Origin of the sequence: Hymenobacter sp. BRD67, assembly GCF_013256425.1 — a bacterium.
GTDB lineage: Bacteria > Bacteroidota > Bacteroidia > Cytophagales > Hymenobacteraceae > Hymenobacter.
In genome coordinates this window covers 36,554-51,553 of the sequence record NZ_CP053906.1, presented here as the reverse complement: position 1 = coordinate 51,553, position 15,000 = coordinate 36,554, and the positions used below count along the sequence as shown (strand labels likewise).

The 15,000-nt window shown below is 63.7% G+C and carries 19 protein-coding genes; 9 read left to right on the top strand and 10 right to left on the bottom strand.

The genetic code is table 11. The features are described 5' to 3' along the window. Nucleotides 1-301: 301 nt before the first annotated feature. From GKZ67_RS24205 to GKZ67_RS21535, 10 genes are all read right to left on the bottom strand, one after another. On the bottom strand, nucleotides 302-433 hold the full coding sequence (locus GKZ67_RS24205; protein ID WP_262889659.1) for a hypothetical protein: 132 nt from the start codon (nucleotides 431-433) through the stop codon (nucleotides 302-304). Between the two features lie 21 nt (nucleotides 434-454). Further along, a complete protein-coding gene (locus tag GKZ67_RS21575) occupies nucleotides 455-1,429 on the bottom strand; it encodes a nucleotidyl transferase AbiEii/AbiGii toxin family protein (RefSeq protein WP_173247605.1) in 975 nt (324 codons plus the stop codon). Between the two features lie 49 nt (nucleotides 1,430-1,478). Further along, nucleotides 1,479-1,766 (bottom strand): hypothetical protein, encoded by a 288-nt coding sequence (locus GKZ67_RS21570; protein WP_173247602.1) that lies wholly within the window; start codon nucleotides 1,764-1,766, stop codon nucleotides 1,479-1,481. Further along, a complete protein-coding gene (locus tag GKZ67_RS21565) occupies nucleotides 1,754-2,137 on the bottom strand; it encodes a DUF6088 family protein (protein WP_173247599.1) in 384 nt (127 codons plus the stop codon). Before GKZ67_RS21565 ends, GKZ67_RS21570 begins: the two co-directional genes overlap by 13 nt. A 72-nt stretch (nucleotides 2,138-2,209) precedes the next feature. Next, entirely contained in the window at nucleotides 2,210-2,500 is a 291-nt protein-coding gene (locus GKZ67_RS21560) for a hypothetical protein (RefSeq protein ID WP_173247597.1), read from the bottom strand. A 76-nt stretch (nucleotides 2,501-2,576) separates the two neighbouring features. Next, nucleotides 2,577-3,866 (bottom strand): ArdC family protein, encoded by a 1,290-nt coding sequence (locus tag GKZ67_RS21555; RefSeq protein ID WP_173247594.1) that lies wholly within the window; start codon nucleotides 3,864-3,866, stop codon nucleotides 2,577-2,579. 487 nt (nucleotides 3,867-4,353) lie between these two features. Continuing rightward, entirely contained in the window at nucleotides 4,354-4,614 is a 261-nt protein-coding gene (locus GKZ67_RS21550; RefSeq protein ID WP_173247592.1) for a hypothetical protein, read from the bottom strand. A gap of 371 nt (nucleotides 4,615-4,985) precedes the next feature. Next, nucleotides 4,986-7,406 (bottom strand): toprim domain-containing protein, encoded by a 2,421-nt coding sequence (locus GKZ67_RS21545; RefSeq protein WP_173247589.1) that lies wholly within the window; start codon nucleotides 7,404-7,406, stop codon nucleotides 4,986-4,988. Further along, entirely contained in the window at nucleotides 7,357-7,554 is a 198-nt protein-coding gene (locus GKZ67_RS21540; RefSeq protein ID WP_173247586.1) for a hypothetical protein, read from the bottom strand. Before GKZ67_RS21540 ends, GKZ67_RS21545 begins: the two co-directional genes overlap by 50 nt. Continuing rightward, nucleotides 7,545-7,751 carry a hypothetical protein gene (locus tag GKZ67_RS21535; protein WP_173247583.1) on the bottom strand — a complete coding sequence of 69 codons (207 nt, stop codon included), beginning with the start codon at nucleotides 7,749-7,751 and terminating at the stop codon, nucleotides 7,545-7,547. Before GKZ67_RS21535 ends, GKZ67_RS21540 begins: the two co-directional genes overlap by 10 nt. Before the next feature lie 680 nt (nucleotides 7,752-8,431). Between GKZ67_RS21535 and GKZ67_RS21530 the strand changes: the two genes are divergently transcribed. The 9 genes from GKZ67_RS21530 to GKZ67_RS21490 all read left to right on the top strand — a co-directional run bounded on the left by GKZ67_RS21530 (nucleotide 8,432) and on the right by GKZ67_RS21490 (nucleotide 14,986). Beyond that, the gene (locus GKZ67_RS21530; protein ID WP_173247581.1) at nucleotides 8,432-8,914 is read left to right on the top strand and encodes a hypothetical protein; all 483 of its coding nucleotides are present in this window, start codon (nucleotides 8,432-8,434) and stop codon (nucleotides 8,912-8,914) included. 249 nt (nucleotides 8,915-9,163) lie between these two features. Continuing rightward, nucleotides 9,164-9,382 carry a hypothetical protein gene (locus tag GKZ67_RS21525; protein WP_173247578.1) on the top strand — a complete coding sequence of 73 codons (219 nt, stop codon included), beginning with the start codon at nucleotides 9,164-9,166 and terminating at the stop codon, nucleotides 9,380-9,382. Between the two features lie 12 nt (nucleotides 9,383-9,394). Beyond that, the gene (locus GKZ67_RS21520; RefSeq protein WP_173247575.1) at nucleotides 9,395-9,724 is read left to right on the top strand and encodes a hypothetical protein; all 330 of its coding nucleotides are present in this window, start codon (nucleotides 9,395-9,397) and stop codon (nucleotides 9,722-9,724) included. After that, nucleotides 9,721-10,284 (top strand): hypothetical protein, encoded by a 564-nt coding sequence (locus GKZ67_RS21515; protein ID WP_173247571.1) that lies wholly within the window; start codon nucleotides 9,721-9,723, stop codon nucleotides 10,282-10,284. Before GKZ67_RS21520 ends, GKZ67_RS21515 begins: the two co-directional genes overlap by 4 nt. Before the next feature lie 89 nt (nucleotides 10,285-10,373). After that, entirely contained in the window at nucleotides 10,374-12,386 is a 2,013-nt protein-coding gene (locus GKZ67_RS21510; protein ID WP_173247568.1) for a helicase HerA domain-containing protein, read from the top strand. Further along, nucleotides 12,383-12,718: a hypothetical protein gene (locus tag GKZ67_RS21505; RefSeq protein ID WP_173247565.1), complete on the top strand. Its 336-nt coding sequence runs from the start codon at nucleotides 12,383-12,385 to the stop codon at nucleotides 12,716-12,718. The genes GKZ67_RS21510 and GKZ67_RS21505 overlap by 4 nt, the downstream gene beginning before the upstream one ends. Nucleotides 12,719-12,953: 235 nt before the next feature. Beyond that, nucleotides 12,954-13,496: a hypothetical protein gene (locus GKZ67_RS21500; RefSeq protein WP_173247562.1), complete on the top strand. Its 543-nt coding sequence runs from the start codon at nucleotides 12,954-12,956 to the stop codon at nucleotides 13,494-13,496. Continuing rightward, the gene (locus GKZ67_RS21495) at nucleotides 13,493-14,170 is read left to right on the top strand and encodes a hypothetical protein (RefSeq protein ID WP_173247559.1); all 678 of its coding nucleotides are present in this window, start codon (nucleotides 13,493-13,495) and stop codon (nucleotides 14,168-14,170) included. The genes GKZ67_RS21500 and GKZ67_RS21495 overlap by 4 nt, the downstream gene beginning before the upstream one ends. A 72-nt stretch (nucleotides 14,171-14,242) precedes the next feature. Then, nucleotides 14,243-14,986, top strand: a complete 744-nt coding sequence (locus GKZ67_RS21490) for a hypothetical protein (protein WP_173247556.1) — start codon at nucleotides 14,243-14,245, stop codon at nucleotides 14,984-14,986. Nucleotides 14,987-15,000 lie beyond the last annotated feature (14 nt).

Sequence of the window (15,000 nt, the reverse complement as noted above, 5' to 3'; positions counted from 1 at the left end):
CCGGCCACATGCCGGCCGCGCCCGTGGCGGTTGAGCCGGTAGCTCCGGCGCCTACACCCGACCCGGCCCCGGAGCCTATGCCGGTTGCGGCGCCACGCGTGGCCGCCGCACCGGTCCAAGCAGAAGCACCGGTTGCCACTCCGGAGGCCATATCTCCCCGCCCAGCGGCCCCGATAGCCCCGGCCCCAAGAAGGGGAGGGGACGGCCGCCCAAAGCGGCTGCCCCGGAAGTTGCAGAAGGTGCCTCTACTGGGCTGCAGCCCTCGCTGATTCGTCTGGAAGGGGAAACGCAGCGGGCCGCCCTAGCCTACATCCACGAGGAGCTCATGCACCACAGCCGGCGCGTGTACCTGAAAGAGCTGGTCGACGAAGCGGTTAATTATTATCTGCAGCACGGCCCGCCCGCCAGGGGGAAGTAGGGGAGGGGCAGCCATTTCATTCTGCGGCTTAGCCACCTAGAAGTCCCGTAGGCGGGCACCCACCTGGCCCAGGGTCCGCTGGATGTCCCCTGTGGGCGGCAACCCGCCGTAGACAAGCTGCCGAAAAGCGCCCTGGTAGGTCGGCACAAGTTGCTGCCAGGTGCTACCTCCATCGCTAAATAACCGGGCTTCAGCCAGCGGCTGGGTGGCCCAGTCGCCCTGAAACTCCTGGTTACGGGCATCGTCGGCGCGCACTTCAGCCAGGAGCGTCTCGAACGCCGCGCCGACTAGAAAGGCTTGCTGGGCGGGTTGCTGGAGCAGCTGGTGCAGGTCGTAGGCGTGGCGGATTTTGGCCTGCAGCTCGGTGAGCGGGTCGGGGGCATAGCCCGCGCGCACCAGCGCCAGAATCTTCTCCACCAGCGTGCGTTCCAAAGCCAGCACCAACACTTCAAACGGGACCAGGCCGTACTGCGCCACCAGTTCCAGCTCACCGCGCTGGGTCAGGAACTGGCCGGCGTAGGACTGTACCGGCCGCCATTGACTGGGGTGGGGGCGGGCGAAGGCGTTGACTTCGAGCAGCACCGCGCCCGGCCGCACCTGCCCGCCGGGTAGGGCGCTGACCGTCATGGGAAACTGGTGAAGCGTTTTGCGAAAGTGGCTGCCGCGTATGGTCACGCCCGGCTCCACTACGGCCATCAGGCCCTGGGTAATATGCTTGGCGCCGGCGTCCATGAGCTTCTTAACCTGCCCGCCCGTCCAGCCCTCGGTCCCGGCGATGGCCAGATCCACGTCTTCGGAAAAGCGCTTCACCAGCCCATAGGCCTTGGACAGGGCCGTGCCGCCCTTGAACACCAGCTGCTCGCGATAAGGGGAATCGGCCAGCGCCCGCAGCACATAGGTCACCCAATAGTCTTTCTCGATAAACGCTTCGGGCAGGCCCATCTGCTGGGCTGTGGCCAGCAGGATTTCGCTAAATTCAGGGCTCTCGTGCAGGGTCATTGGATGTTCCACGCGGCGCGGTTGGGCAAGGCTGCAGCGCTGAGGCCGAGGCGGTAAGTGGTCAGGGGATTAAGGGTAGCCCGCAACTGGGCAGCGCCTTTTTTATCGGCTTGCCGCTCCAGCAGCGCGCCGAGCACGGCGCGGGCGCGGGGGGCGCCTGGCGGGCAGCCAGCTCGGTCAGGCGCCGCCGGGCAGTGGGGGCGAGTCCCTTAATTTCGCGCTGCACCCGAGCCAGCACCTGGTCCGGGCTGGTATCGGGGATGTGGCGCAGGTCGCGCAGCACTTCCAGCCACTGCAGCAACGGCACGTCGCTGGCCTGCTCCGGCGCCGGGCGCATCACGAACGACACCCGCGGAGGCCGGGTGCGCCGCAGCCGGGGGTGGCAACCGTCGTGGTGGCCGGCACCTGAGTAGTCAGGCCAAGTTGGTTGTAGAGGCTGACGCCGGCCGGGTAGGCTACGACGTCGCCGCCCGCCGAAGTGAGCGTGCGCAGCACGGCTCCTTCGGAAGGCTGCAGGACCCCGAAGCGGCTGGTCTGGGGCCGGTAATACTGCCCCTTGGCGTAGCGCTTCAGCACCCCCTGCCGGCTGAGCCGGCTCAGGGCCGCAGCTACTGCTCCAAACTGGGCGGGTTCTGTCACCAGGCTGGCGTAGGTCAGCAGCTCACCCGCTGGAAAGGCCTCAACTTGCTGGCGGATGCGCTGCATGATGGATTTTGACATGGGAAGCTGGAAGCTGACGAAGCAAAAGTACGCAATTCTGTCAAGTTTTTACAAGTAAAAACTTGACAGAATTCAGCTTGAGGGCGTTCCCACTGTCGGATAACCTTCGGCCTGCACTTCAGCCAGGACCACGGCAATGATGGCCTGTACGGGCTCGTTAAGCAAATCCGCGACCCGCAGCAGCTCGGCAATGGTAAGGGTGGAGGGGTCGGCTTCGCGCTGCTTGATGGTGCGGTACGTCATGCGCAGGTGCTCCATCAGCTCGCGCTCGGTAAAGGTGTAGCGGCCGTGGCGCAGCAGGTCCGTAAAACGCCGGGGCGGCAGAGCAGCGCCGGCGGGCGGTAGGGGAGGGGAAGCAGGCATACAGGGTCAGGAGAAGTTAAAGCAGTAAACCGGGGCCGGGAAACGGTTCCCCACTGCCCCGGCCCCGCCGGTGGAATTAGCACTCGTCGCCGGGGTAAGGGTGGGGATTCTGCCGCGCTTCCTCGGCCAGTTGGTGGTCTTCCCACTCGGCCACCCGCTGCATGATGTTGCTCAGCCAGCGGCCCAAGCGGGCGGGGTCGGTTTCGGCCAGGATGCGGCCGGTAGCCGTGCGGCGCTGCTCGCAGGTGAAAGCGGGGTGTTCCAGCAGCCGGCTCAGCTCGATGCGCTGCGTGGCCACGACGACCGTAGTCAGAGAAGGCAGGGTTTCCTGTCCCAACATCACCAGCGGCAAGGTAGGAATAGCCGGACGGGGTGGTAACGCCACTGCAGCCACGGGGTGAGCATCTTCCTCGCTGGCTACCAGCCCTGCCGCGCCGGCGGGGCTGGTTGGCGTGGGCTGCGGGTCGGGCTCCGCATCTTGGGGAGTCAGTTGGCCAAGTATCAGCTCCGCGGCGCGCTGGGCCCGGCTGGCGGCCTGTACCACCAGCTTTTTGTCTCCCCGCAACTGCTCCAGCCAGAACTGCAGGTAAGCGGCCGTGTTTTCGAGCGTAGCAGCGGGATTTAGGCCGGCGTGGCCACAGAGGAAGGCGGCGCCCATCTCAGCCGTCAACTCCTCGCGGGCATAGCCGGCGCGGCCGCTGGGGCGCAACGCTTCGGCCAGGTCGGGACGATCCAAGCGGCGAGGGTGACCGGTGGCGTGGGTCAGCTCGTGAAAAAGGGTCGAATAATAGGCTTCGCTACTAACGAAGGTCTCCGGGCGGGGCACGTGCACGAAGTCAGGGCCGGGCGCGTAGTAAGCCTGTGCGCCGCCATGCTCAATGCGCGGGCAGCCGGTCCAGTTGGCTACCAGGGCTTCCGCGGCGGCCAGGGGCTCGTGAGGACGGTCCTGGGGCTGCTCCGGTAAAACGATGTCAACGCCTTCCACGTCGTCCACTGAAAAGACGGTGTAGTACTTGATAAAGGGCGTTTTCTCTTCTTCGCCGGTTTGCTTGTCCGTGCGGGTCGTGACGTTGTAGTAAATCACGGGCATCCCTTTGGCGCCCTTGCGGATGTTGCCGCCTAACTCGCGAGCCTGCCGAAACGTGAGAAAGAAGGGAGTGCCGCCGACCAGGTGTAAGAGAAAAGCATTGATGCCGGTATAGGCCCGGCCGCTGACGTAGTTGCGGGGCAGTCCGTAGGCCGCATGCCAGGGCTTGCGCCAGGCAATCTGACCGGCTTCGAGCGCGGCAATTACCCGGTCAGTTACAATCTGGTACACGTCGGGGCGGGTGACGGGCTGAGCGGCGGGGCGGGTTTGCTTTTTCATCGCTGAGTAAGGGGCTAAGTGACTGTTTTTAAAACCGTTTCCTTACTTATTAAACGCAATTTTTAGCATTTTTGTTGTCTTTAAAGCAACAATTATTGATTTATTTGCACTTTGCAAAACATTCCTTCCCTACCGCCCCTTGCGCCAGAACCACGGCTGGCGATATGACGGCTTCCTATACCGCCGGCGGTGCCGGCCAGCCGGTACGGCCGACAGCCGCTTTGTGGGAGGGGGCTCGGCTCTGGCTGCTAAGTGAACCGGGGACGGGGTTAGGCTTTCCGGCGCGACCGGCGGCAAAGAAGTAGCATAACCCCGCCCCTGGGAAGCGATGCGGCCTGTGCCGGACCGGCGGGTAGGCGTTGGCAACAGGAGCCGAAATACCTAGCGCCGGGCAGTAGCTCCGCACTGGGTACAGGACCGCCACTGGTGAAAAGCAGAACGCCCGATTGGCTGACCAATCGGGCGTTTAAGCGAGCTTACGGACGAGCTACTGCGCGGAGCCAAATTCCTGTTTCAGAAATTTAAGCAGGCTCTGGCGGGAGGCTTCCCCAATTTGAATCAGGGGTGCGCCGTCGTTGAGGTAAAACAGAATGGGGTTGGCCCTGGTGACGGCCTCGGACCAGGCCTCTCTTGGCAGAGCCGCTGGGAGTTGCAGCAAAGGCTGATACTCGTCCTGAATAAGCTGTAAAATCAGGCCTTTCATGGCCGGGCAAAAGTCAGAAAAGGGCCGGTGGCCGGATGATATCATAACGAGGGTGGCAAGTTGAAAGGGAATGCAAAATGGTATCCGCCCCACCCTTGGGTGGGGACCGGAAATGGCAACCCGACCCGGAACTAGAAGACAAGCCGCGGGCAGCCACCGCAGAACGCGGCGGCGGGATGCATACCAGGAAGTTGACTTACCCTCGCTTAGGCCCCGCAAACAGGGCCGGACGTTCAGAGATAGGCCGCGGCCGTTGGGCAGCGGGTGCCGGGGTTCGGGCCGCCCTCAGCAGGCCGAACAAAGCACGAGTAGAATAAAAACCAGTTATCGCCAGCATGGTTGACAGCTTGCTATTCCTGCAAAACTATATAATCGGGGCGTATTAGTGGGCCCTAGGACGGCACGTCGACTAAATGCTACCGCTCCGGCTCGGTGGTGCGCCCAGCCAGGGCGTTGGCATTTATGCTGTTCGGCACCAGACGGTGGCGCTCGGCCCGGTCGCTGGCGTGTTCGTGCACTTGGGCCCCGGCCTGGCGGGCCACCTCGTCGAGCGTGGCGCTGACGCGCGCCAGATTGGGCTGGTCGAGGCGGTAGCTGACTTCAATCTCGCTGTGGCGCTGGTGGGTAGCCGGGTCGGTGGCGCTGCGGAGCGAGCCGGTGTTCAGGCCCCCTGCGCGTAGCTGCTCCGCCACGGCTTCGGCGTGGCCGGTAGCGCCCGCCCGGGGCTCGGGCTCGTCGATGCGGATGATGGCCGTTTTCGTTACCGATTGCTCCGGAGGTGCGGCCAGTCGGCGGCGCTCGGCCTGCTCGTCGGCGGGCTCGGTGAGGGTTACGAGCGGCGACTTATCCAGCGCATCGAGCGTCTGACTGAGCTGGCGCACGCCGCCGGGAGTGGCGTGGGGATGGTAGCGTACGTCAAGCTCACTGCGCAACTGGCCACTGGCGGGGTCCGTCTCAGCGCGCAGCTCCACTGCGGCACCGGCCATGCGCAGCAGCTCGCGCATCTGCTGGGCTTGGCTGGGCGTAGCCTCGTCCGCAGGCGTGGATTCGGTTACCGTTAGCTGCACGGTCCGCTGCAATGCCGGGTCGCCGGTGACAGCCGCGAGACCGAGGGCCGCTGCCTGGCGCTGCTGCTCAGCCTCGCGACGCTGGACTTCGGGGGACTGCGCGGCCTGCTCTCGCTCGGTTTCGCGCTGCTGGACTTGCTGCCGCTGCTCTTGTTCTTGGCGGGCGCGCTCCTGGCGCTGCTGCTCCCTGGCCAGCTCGTCAGCACGCGCCTGCTGAGCCACCTGCTCGCGGCTGAGGCCCTGGCTCAGTAGTTCCAGGTCGCGGTTAAAGTCCTTGCTGATGGCATACTCGGCGCGAAGGAAGTTTTCGGGCTGGCGGCCGGGCCCCTGAGGGTCGCGTTCCAGTTGCCCCCGCTGCGTTTCGCGCTGGTCATGTAAGGTGCGGGCCAATTCTTCCAGGCTATGGCTGTCAGCGTTGGGCACAACCAGGCGTACGACGGTTTCCTGCCGGGTGGCCCGCTGCACTTCCAGGCCTATATTCTCGCCAGCTTGAAGCCGAAGCTGCTGCACCTGCTCGGTAAGCTGGCTCAGGTGCTCGGTGCCTTCGGCGCGGGTCGCATGGTGAAACTCCACCCGCAGAGCCGTATGGTATTTGCCGGCGGCCGTGGCGTGCCACTCTACCGGCCGCGGTGCCTCGTCATAAGCCACCTGGCCCCCGGATACTTCGCGGGCCCGGCGTGGGGTCTGCAGTTCATTGAGGTAATTCATGTTGAAGCGCCGGCCAGCCGCGTCGTTGTCATTGGCCAGCACCACTTCCTTCGGCTCCTGCTTGTCGATAAGCTTCTGAATCAGCTCGACCTGCCGCTCGGTGACGGTGCCGCTGGTAGCCACGTACAGCGTATTGGGCTGACCCGGCGCGCCCTGGTGGTGCAGCTGGTGATAGCTCATGGCATCCACCGGGCTTTCCGATACGACCAGGCGCTGCACGGCCGTGTCCTTGCCATCGGTGGGGTGCGACACCCACACGCCCGTTTTAGGCAGCTGCAGCAAGTGCTTGTAATCGTCGTTGCGCTGCTCCACGGTAGCGATGCCGTGCTCGTTGTAGAGGGGAAAGGCCGTGTTGCGGAAATTGCCCTGCTGGCTCGTGAATACCCGCCCCTGGAAGGCCGGGCTGTCGATAGTCTCATTGGAGAGGTGACGGTTATGCAGGTAGCTGCGGTCAGTAAGAGCAGCGTGGGTCCCCATCACGGCCGCGACGAGGCGGGCCCGGCGCTCCGCTTCGGTTTCCACGTCGGCCGGTTCAGTGGCCTTGGGCGCGTAGGCAGCCGGGGCGGGCAGTGGGGGAGAAGGGGCCGCCTGCCAGCCTGGGGTAGTGGATTGGTCAGACTCACCCAGGTACTGGCGCAACGTTTGGCGCACCTGGCCCAGTGTCTGATTTTCGCGGGTTTTCACGAAGTCGATAATTGAGCCCGAATCGCGGTCGTCGCCGGGGTTCAGGTACACCTGGTGGTCGCCCTTGCGGGAAACGATAAGCATCTCGCCGTCCTTTTCCAGCTGGTGCCAGTGGCCGCGGGGCCCGGCTTTTTTCACGTCGTAGCCGTGGCGCCGGGTGGCATAGTCTACCAGGTCAATGGATTGCTTGAAGCGGTCAAGCTCCTGCGGGTCGTTGTCGCGCGGGGAGGGGTTGCGGGCATAGGAGTGGAAAAGAATGGGTACAAACCAGCCGCGCCGCCGGAATCCGGGGCGGGAATCAAAACCAGAAAGGGGGGAGGAGGAGCGGCTAGCTGACCAGCTGCTCGTGGGCAGCCAGCTGCTCGCGCAGGGTGGCAAGCAGGGCCGCGTCGGCGAAGAGGTAGTGTTCGCAGAGCTGGCCGTTGAGAGGCAGGCGTACCAGCTCCGTTTCGAAGCCGAACACGCGCAGGTGCTTTTGCACCAGGCGGTACTCTTCGCGCTGCAGGCTGCCGGTTTTCAATCCCACACTGGTCGTGTAGGGAAAGCCAAAGGCGGTGCAGGTGGCCCGCAGGCCCCGTGGGGCAGGCTACGCAGGCGCAGCTGCACGTAGCGGCGGGCCTCGTCGTAGTCAATAGCCAAGGCCGGGTCGGGCAGCAGGCGGGCCAGGCAGGCCGCTGAAGTCGCAGGTTTCGCCGTGGGGCGGGAAGCAACGGAAACAGGCATAGAGAAAAGCGCAACGTGGAGCGGACCGGCTCCAGGGCCTTTCCGCTAGTTAGGGATGAGGGGGCGGACGCCGGAGCGTCGAAGGGAGGGTTATCGAAGAGATTAAGCTCGGCTTTGAACCGGGTTACGCTTTCGGCCGAGGTGAACATGAAAAAATGGCGGCGCGACTGGTGCACGATGATGCGCAGCAGCTCGGTAGGAAACTGGAAGTGGGCCATCAGGCGCTGCAGCAGCACGGCCTGGGTTTCCTCCTCTAGCTTCTTGATTTCAATCAGCCGGGCGTAGTTGAACTTGTGCTGCTGGGCCCAGGGCTTGAGCTGCCCGTGCAGCATGGCGTTGAGACGGTGGCGGATATAGCGCAGAACGGTGGCATAGGAAACAATGAGCGCAGGGTCAGGAAAGCCCGCATTTACCGGCTCTACTGGAGTGGATGCCGGGGGGTGGGAATAGAGGTCTTCATGCAGCAGCAATTGGAGGGCGCGCAAGGTAGCAAACTGGCCAGCCCTGTGCACTACTCCCGCTTGCTGCGGGCAGTTAACTACACCGGCTTCGGAAGGTGAATACCCCAAAGCTTCGGTATAGCTGCTTCAAAACTTCTCCTAAATCAGAACTTATACGGAAGTACTCCGTATAGTTGCCGCAATTGCTCCTAAAAAACTTCGACCTGCTGCTTGAAATTGATGCTGTGGTTGGTGCTCTTCCTGCTCTTGGCGGCCCTGGGCGTGCTCTGGTGGCGGTTTGCCATGCCGGCCAGTGGCGGGGACGCAGTGGTCCCACCGCCACTCGAAGGCAATCATCCCTCGCTACGCACCCGGCACTACCGGCTGGCAGACTTCCACCCGGCGCCCCTGGTGGTACCACCAACTCCTGAGGAGGCAAGCGTACCGCAGAGCCCCGCCCAGCCTGAATCACCCACCTCAGAAATGGTGGGTGAAGAAGCTTCTGCGCAAAGCCCACCACCCGCCGAGGCGGTCGAGGCCACTCCGGAAGCCGGCCGCTTGCCCGAGGGCGCCCTGCACAATTACCTCTCGGCACCCGCGGCCACGGCCACCGATGAGCACAACCGGGGTGTGGAACTCACGGCCGCCGAGCGCCGCGCCAAAATGCGGGCCCTGATGAGCGAAGCCCTTGAGAACCGTCGCGCCACACCGGCTACGGCATGAGGCTCATCCTCCCTTTTTCATCCTTTTCCATTCACCTATTCCCATTCCCATGCAAAATCCCCTGCTCGCGCGCCTGCATCAGGGCGCGGCCCATGCGGCGGCCGGCGGACTGCGTCTGCTGGCCGCTGGCCACACCTATCAGCCTTCCCGCGCGGAACGCTTGGCCATGACACTGCTGCTGGCTACTTCCCGGCCCTGGTATTTGGGCAGAGCGGCGTTGGCGGCCGGGCTGTGGGCGCGCTGCGCAGCGTGCAAACCATTGTCATCAGCATCGTGCAGGTGCTCTTCATTATCGTGCTGGCCATCGGCCTGGTGCGCGTCGTGCAGAAGTTTATCAGCGGCGCCCCGGACGCGCTGGGCTCCCTGGGATGGCTTTTGGGCGGCGTCATCCTCTGGTTTGGCTTCAACTACTTCAAGGAAGACCTGGCCAGCGCCATGGGTGGCGGACAGGGCGGCGTCACTCCTTAAGCTATTCTGTCCATGCGTTCCTATAAAAGCATCGAGCGCCCGGCCCAGGTGCTGGGCATGAATCTGCCGGACCTGGGGCTGGTAGTGGGCCTGTTTCTGGCCGTTGTGCTGGCAATCGGCATTGCGGGTCTGGTCGTCACGGTGCCGCGTTTTCTCTACCTGCTGATTCTGGTAGTGCTCGTGGTGCTGCTTTATGGCCTGCGCTACCTGGCCAAGCACCGGCCCCGGGCTTTTTGCTCAGCTGGCTTTCCTTCCACCGGCGGCAGCCGCGCCGCATCGCCCTGGGACGCCCCGGACCGGGCCGGCAGCCGGCGCGCCTTTCGCTCTCTACCCTTCCCATGAGCTTTCCCATCGCTAAGGCGGCCGACCGCGCCGCAGCCCGAACGGCGGAATTCGCGGACCTGCACCCGGCCTACGCCTACCAGGACGACAAGGTCATCTTTCGCGATGGCCGCGTGGGCGTCGGCTTCGTGCTCGAATGCCCCGAAATGGAGAGCTGGCAGGCTGAAGAGTATGCCAACCTCCAGTCAGCGCTGCTCGGCGCCCTACGCACCCTGCCCGTGGGCACGGTGGTGCAGAAAACCGATGTGTACTATGACCGGCCCTACCAGAGCACCGGCCGCGAAAACCGCCCCGGCTACTTCGAGGGCAAGATGAACGCCCACTTTGCCCAGCGGCTGGTCCTGTTTCACCGCGCTTACCTGTTCGTTTCCTTCGCTCCCTCAGACGAGGCCAAGCCGGTGCGGCCGAATGTGCTCAGTGCCCTGGTGAACCGCGCCGGGGATAAGCTGGCCAAGAACCCGTTTGCCGGCGTGGTCCAAACGCTGGACACGGCCGAGCGCATCGCCACCGAGCTGCTGCAAAGCTTGCGCGGGCTCGGGGCCTGGACTACCGCCGGCTGAATCAGACGCAGCTGCCGCAGGTCTTCACCCAGTACTTTAACCTGGAGTTCGACCAGGAGCCCGTTGGGCTGACCCGCGAAATCAGCAACGTGCCGGGCGCCTTCACCGTGGGCGAAAACCGCGTGAGCATTGTCTCGCTGGTAGGGCAGGGCAGTGAGGCCCACCCCGCCGTGCGCAACGGCTACGGGGTGACCTCGCCCATGCTCTACCCGCTCACGGCCTTCCTCTCCTGCCCGCACGTGCTGACGCAGGCCATGCTGATTCAGGACTCGCGCTCCGAGCTTAAGAGTCTGGACAACGACAAAAAAATCAACAACTCGCTCTCTTTCCTGGCCACGCAGGACAACCACCTGCGGGCCGCTGAGATTGACGAGTTCACGGCCGAAGTGCGCTCGGGCAGCAAGCAGGTCGTGGGCCTGCACCTCTCGGTGCTGCTCTGGGACGTGGACGACCAGACCCGGCGCGAGCACGTGGAAAAGACCACAGCGGCCTTCCGCGCCATCTTCGGGGCCGAAGCCGTGGTGGAAAGCTACCTGACTTTGCCCCTTTTCTTCGGCCTGGCACCGGGCAACGCCTATCAGGTACCGGACCGCTGGCTTACCACTTCGGCCGACCGGGCGGCCTGCTACTTTCACTGGACCACGACGTACCGGCCGGAGCCCACGGGCGAGTACCTCTGCGACCGGTTCCGCAACCTGGTAAAGGTGAACCTCTTCAACACCGACCTCGACAACCAGAACGCTCTGGTCATCGGGCCCTCGGGCTCGGGCAAGAGCTACACCTTTGGGAATTTCATCGTGCAGCGCTACGAGCGCGGCGCCCGCCAGATTATCATCGACATCGGCGGCACTTACCGCAACGTGTTCCAGGGCCTGATGGGACCGGAATTCGAGAACACCTACTTCGAGTACGACCCGCAGAATCCGATTGAGTTCAACCCCTTCCTGCTCCCGCGCGAAGGCGAAAGCGGGCCCTGGCACTACTCGGATGAGAAGCTGAACTTCCACCTGGCGCTGCTCGCCGCCCTCTGGAAGGGCGGCAAGGACCGCGCCCTAAGCAAGAGTGAGCGCACCATCCTCTCGCGCTTTCTGACTGGCTACTACCACGACCTAAACCAGCACGAACGACTGGGGCAATCCGACGAGGAGTTTCCAGGAATGGAAAGCTTTTATAAGTACGTGCAGCGCTTCGACCAGTGGATGCGGGCTGAAACGCCAGTAGTAGGGGAGGGCGAGAGCTCCGATGAAAGTGCCGCGGTGCTGGCCCTGCAGCGGGCGCAGTACCAGACCGACATGAAGTACATCGACATGCACGAGTTCTTTCTCGTGCTCGGCGAGTTCGTGACGGGTGGACGCTACGCCAAGGTACTCAACTCCAACCGGGAGGCGCAGCTGAGCCAGTACCCGCTTATCTGCTTTGACCTGGCGCGGGTGAAAACCGACCCCACGCTCTACCCGGTCGTGGCCATGCTCATCACCGAGCTGAGCCTGGATTTGTTCCGGCAGTTTCCCGACGCGGTGAAGTACATCGCCCTCGACGAAGCCTGGGCCCTACTCTCGGGCGTGCTGGAAGAGTTCATCGTGTCAATGTACCGCACCATCCGCAAAACCAACGGCAGCATCACCATCATCACCCAGGGCATTCAGGAGATTATCGACTCGCCCATCGGCTACACCCTGATTGATAACTCCTCGACCAAAATCATCCTGCGTCATACCAACGAGGCTTCCCTCGTCCGCCTGCAGGCGCCGCTGGGCCTCACGGGCCACGAGATGGATTTGATTCGCTCGGTGCGCTCCACCGACTCGTTCCGGGAGTTTTTCATTAAGCAGGGCAGCCAAGCCAAGGTCTACGCGCTGGAAGCTTCGCCCCAACTCGATGCGGTACTCACCTCGTGGCCGGCCGAGCGCAACTACCTCAACCAGCTCGTGCGCCACTACCAGCGCCAGCGGCCCGTGGAGGTACGCGACGCGCTGGGCAACCTGGTGCGCGACGCCGACGGCCGGCCCACCTATACCACCGTGACCGAGCAGCGGCTGGACTTTGCCGTCGACCAGTTCGTGGAAGAAAAGCAGAAGCGCAAGGGGGCGCTGCCGGCATGAGCGGGCCGCTGTTTCTACTGGTCGGCATGGACCTGGACACCGACTTTATCACGGCGGCGGAAGGGGCCCTACGCAAGGTGCTGCAGGCGTGTCAGCTCTACCTGATTCCGCCGTTTCTCTCGGTGGCGCTGCTTTATACCGTGGGCCGGGGCTACCTGCAGGGCGGGCAGCTGCGCCTGGATTTCTCGCCCCTGCTCAAGGCCCTGTTCGTGTACTTCATCCTGTTCTTCTACCGGGACTTCATGGACTTGATTGGGGGAGCCATCGGCGCATTTTCCAGCCTGGTGGCCCGGCAAACCCCGGATTTATTGCCGAGGCCTTACAGGGGCTGACCAATCCGGCGGGGGCCTCCTCCGTAGCGCCCGACACGGCGACGAACACGGCGGGCTTTGTCAATGAGCAGATAGGGGCCATCACATCTATTTGGGATAAGCTCACCAACTTTTCCCTGCTCAACCTGCTCACCGAACTCTTCACGACCAGCACCGTCGTGCTCATCCGGCAGGTGCTGGTCATGGTGCGCCAATACATCGTGGCCTTCCTGTACGTGAGCGGGCCCATCGCCATTTGCCTGTCGGCGCTGCCCCCTTCGCGCAGCTGGGCAAGCAGTGGCTGCAGAATTTCATGGCCGTGCAGTTCTGGTCGCTGACCTACTCCCTGCTGGATACCATCTACGCTAACTACGCGGCTACTCGCCCGGCCACGGGCAACGTGCTGCTGCCCACCGGCATGACCCCGAGTGCTTATGCTAATGATGTAACCTACCTCATCAATTCCATCGGCTTTGTCATCCTCTACTGCATGGTGCCCTGGCTGACCAGCTTTCTCATTGGCTCCTCGACCGTGCAGGGCTTCGTGGGCATGTTTAGCGGGGCCGTAGCCGGTGCAGCCGGCGCCGTCAGCGGAGTAGCATTTCCCGGTGCCTTCGGCGGCGGGCCAGCGGGGCGCTGGGCCGCAAACTGGGCTTTGGCCCGGATAAAGCAGGCGGCGGCCACGCCGGAGGCGCTGGCAATGCTCCCTCAGGCTCCGCCTCGGCCGACCTTCCCACCATGTCCGCCGGCAATTCGGGCGCTCCCACCCGCCGGCGGCGCTAACCACTTACCACGATGAAACAGCTTCTTTTCAGCCTGCTAAGCGCAGGCATGCTTCTTACCGGATGCAAGAGTGATAACGAGAAAGCGGACGATGCGCTCCAGCAGGTAGCCACCGCCGGTGCGAACTCGCCCGAAGCCAAGGCACGTGAAGCCGCCTGGAAACTCGCTACCACCAAGCCACCCCGACTGGCGCCTGATAAGCCAATTGATTTGCGCCTCGCCGTGGAGCAGCTCCTGCCCAAGGATGGCTACCTGCAGCTTGTTTCAGTTAAAGCTGCGGATGCGGCGGAGCCCGCTATCCTACAGCTACCCATTCTGTGGCGGTCCATCAAGGGCAACTACCCACCGGTGGCCCCCGGGTACCGGCTGCCCTTCGAAGCAGTCCTTAAATGGCACCCGGTGGGCTACGCGCCCAGGGAGAAGATACCCACCGAGATGGCGCTGGATGGACCTTGGGCCTCCGATACATTGGCCAGCTTCACGCTCCGCGAGCCGGGCGTAACCCTTCCTGGTCAAGCCGGTGACGCTACCATCAGCATGAGACCGTGGCGCGAAGTAACCGTGCGCGGAGTGCTGTATGCCTATGCCACGACGCCCGCCGCTGGCCAGCGCGCCAGCCTGGTGCTGTATCCCTACCATAATCCCCTGGGTACGCCCGACGCCCGAAAAATGGTGTACCTGCCGCTCTAACAAAGGGGCAGTGGGGTGAAAATCCCTGGGCGGCTCCGCTCCTTTCTATCACCCAACTTCTTCGACTTACTCATGAACTCAGTCCAGGACCTGAACAAGACTTTTATCACCATGCGCACCATGGCGCTATCCGCGCTGGCGCTGCTGGGCGTGGTGACCGTCGCTTCCGGCGCGCTGCTCTACCGCGCCTACGAATCCACCGGCCAGCGCGTGTACGTGGTGAGTGACACCGGCTCCTTTTCGGCCCAGTTAGGCCGCGGCACGGGCCACACGTCCTTCGAGGCCCGCAACCTGGTGAAGACCTTTCTGCTGACCATGTTCGGCCACGACCAGTACTCTTTCAAGCACAACCTCGACGCGGGCCTGCCCTTGATTGAAGAGCGGGGCGGGCGCTTTCTGTTCGAGAGTTTCCAGCGCGGCCAGGTACTCCAGAACTACATCCGTTACGGCGCCCGCCAGGCCGTGACCGTGGACAGCATTCACCTGGACCTGAACCACCGGCCCATCACCGGCCGCGCCTACATCAAGCAGACGGTGTTTATCGGCGACCAGCAAAGCCAGAGCAAGCCGCTGGGGGCCAAGTTCGCCCTGGTTGAAACCGACCGCTCCGATGCCAACCCCTTCGGGCTGCTCATCACCGACTTCGACTTCATCGCCTACAACCCACCCGTAACGCAGCAGGAAAAAGACCAGCTGCGCGACCAGGAGCAGGCCCGCCAGCGCAAGCTGCGCGAAGAAGCCGAAGCGGCCGGCGTACCCCTGACGCAACCGGCTCCCACCGCGCCAACCCCAGCCACCTCCCAACCCGCCCATTAACCTCTGCCCCTGTT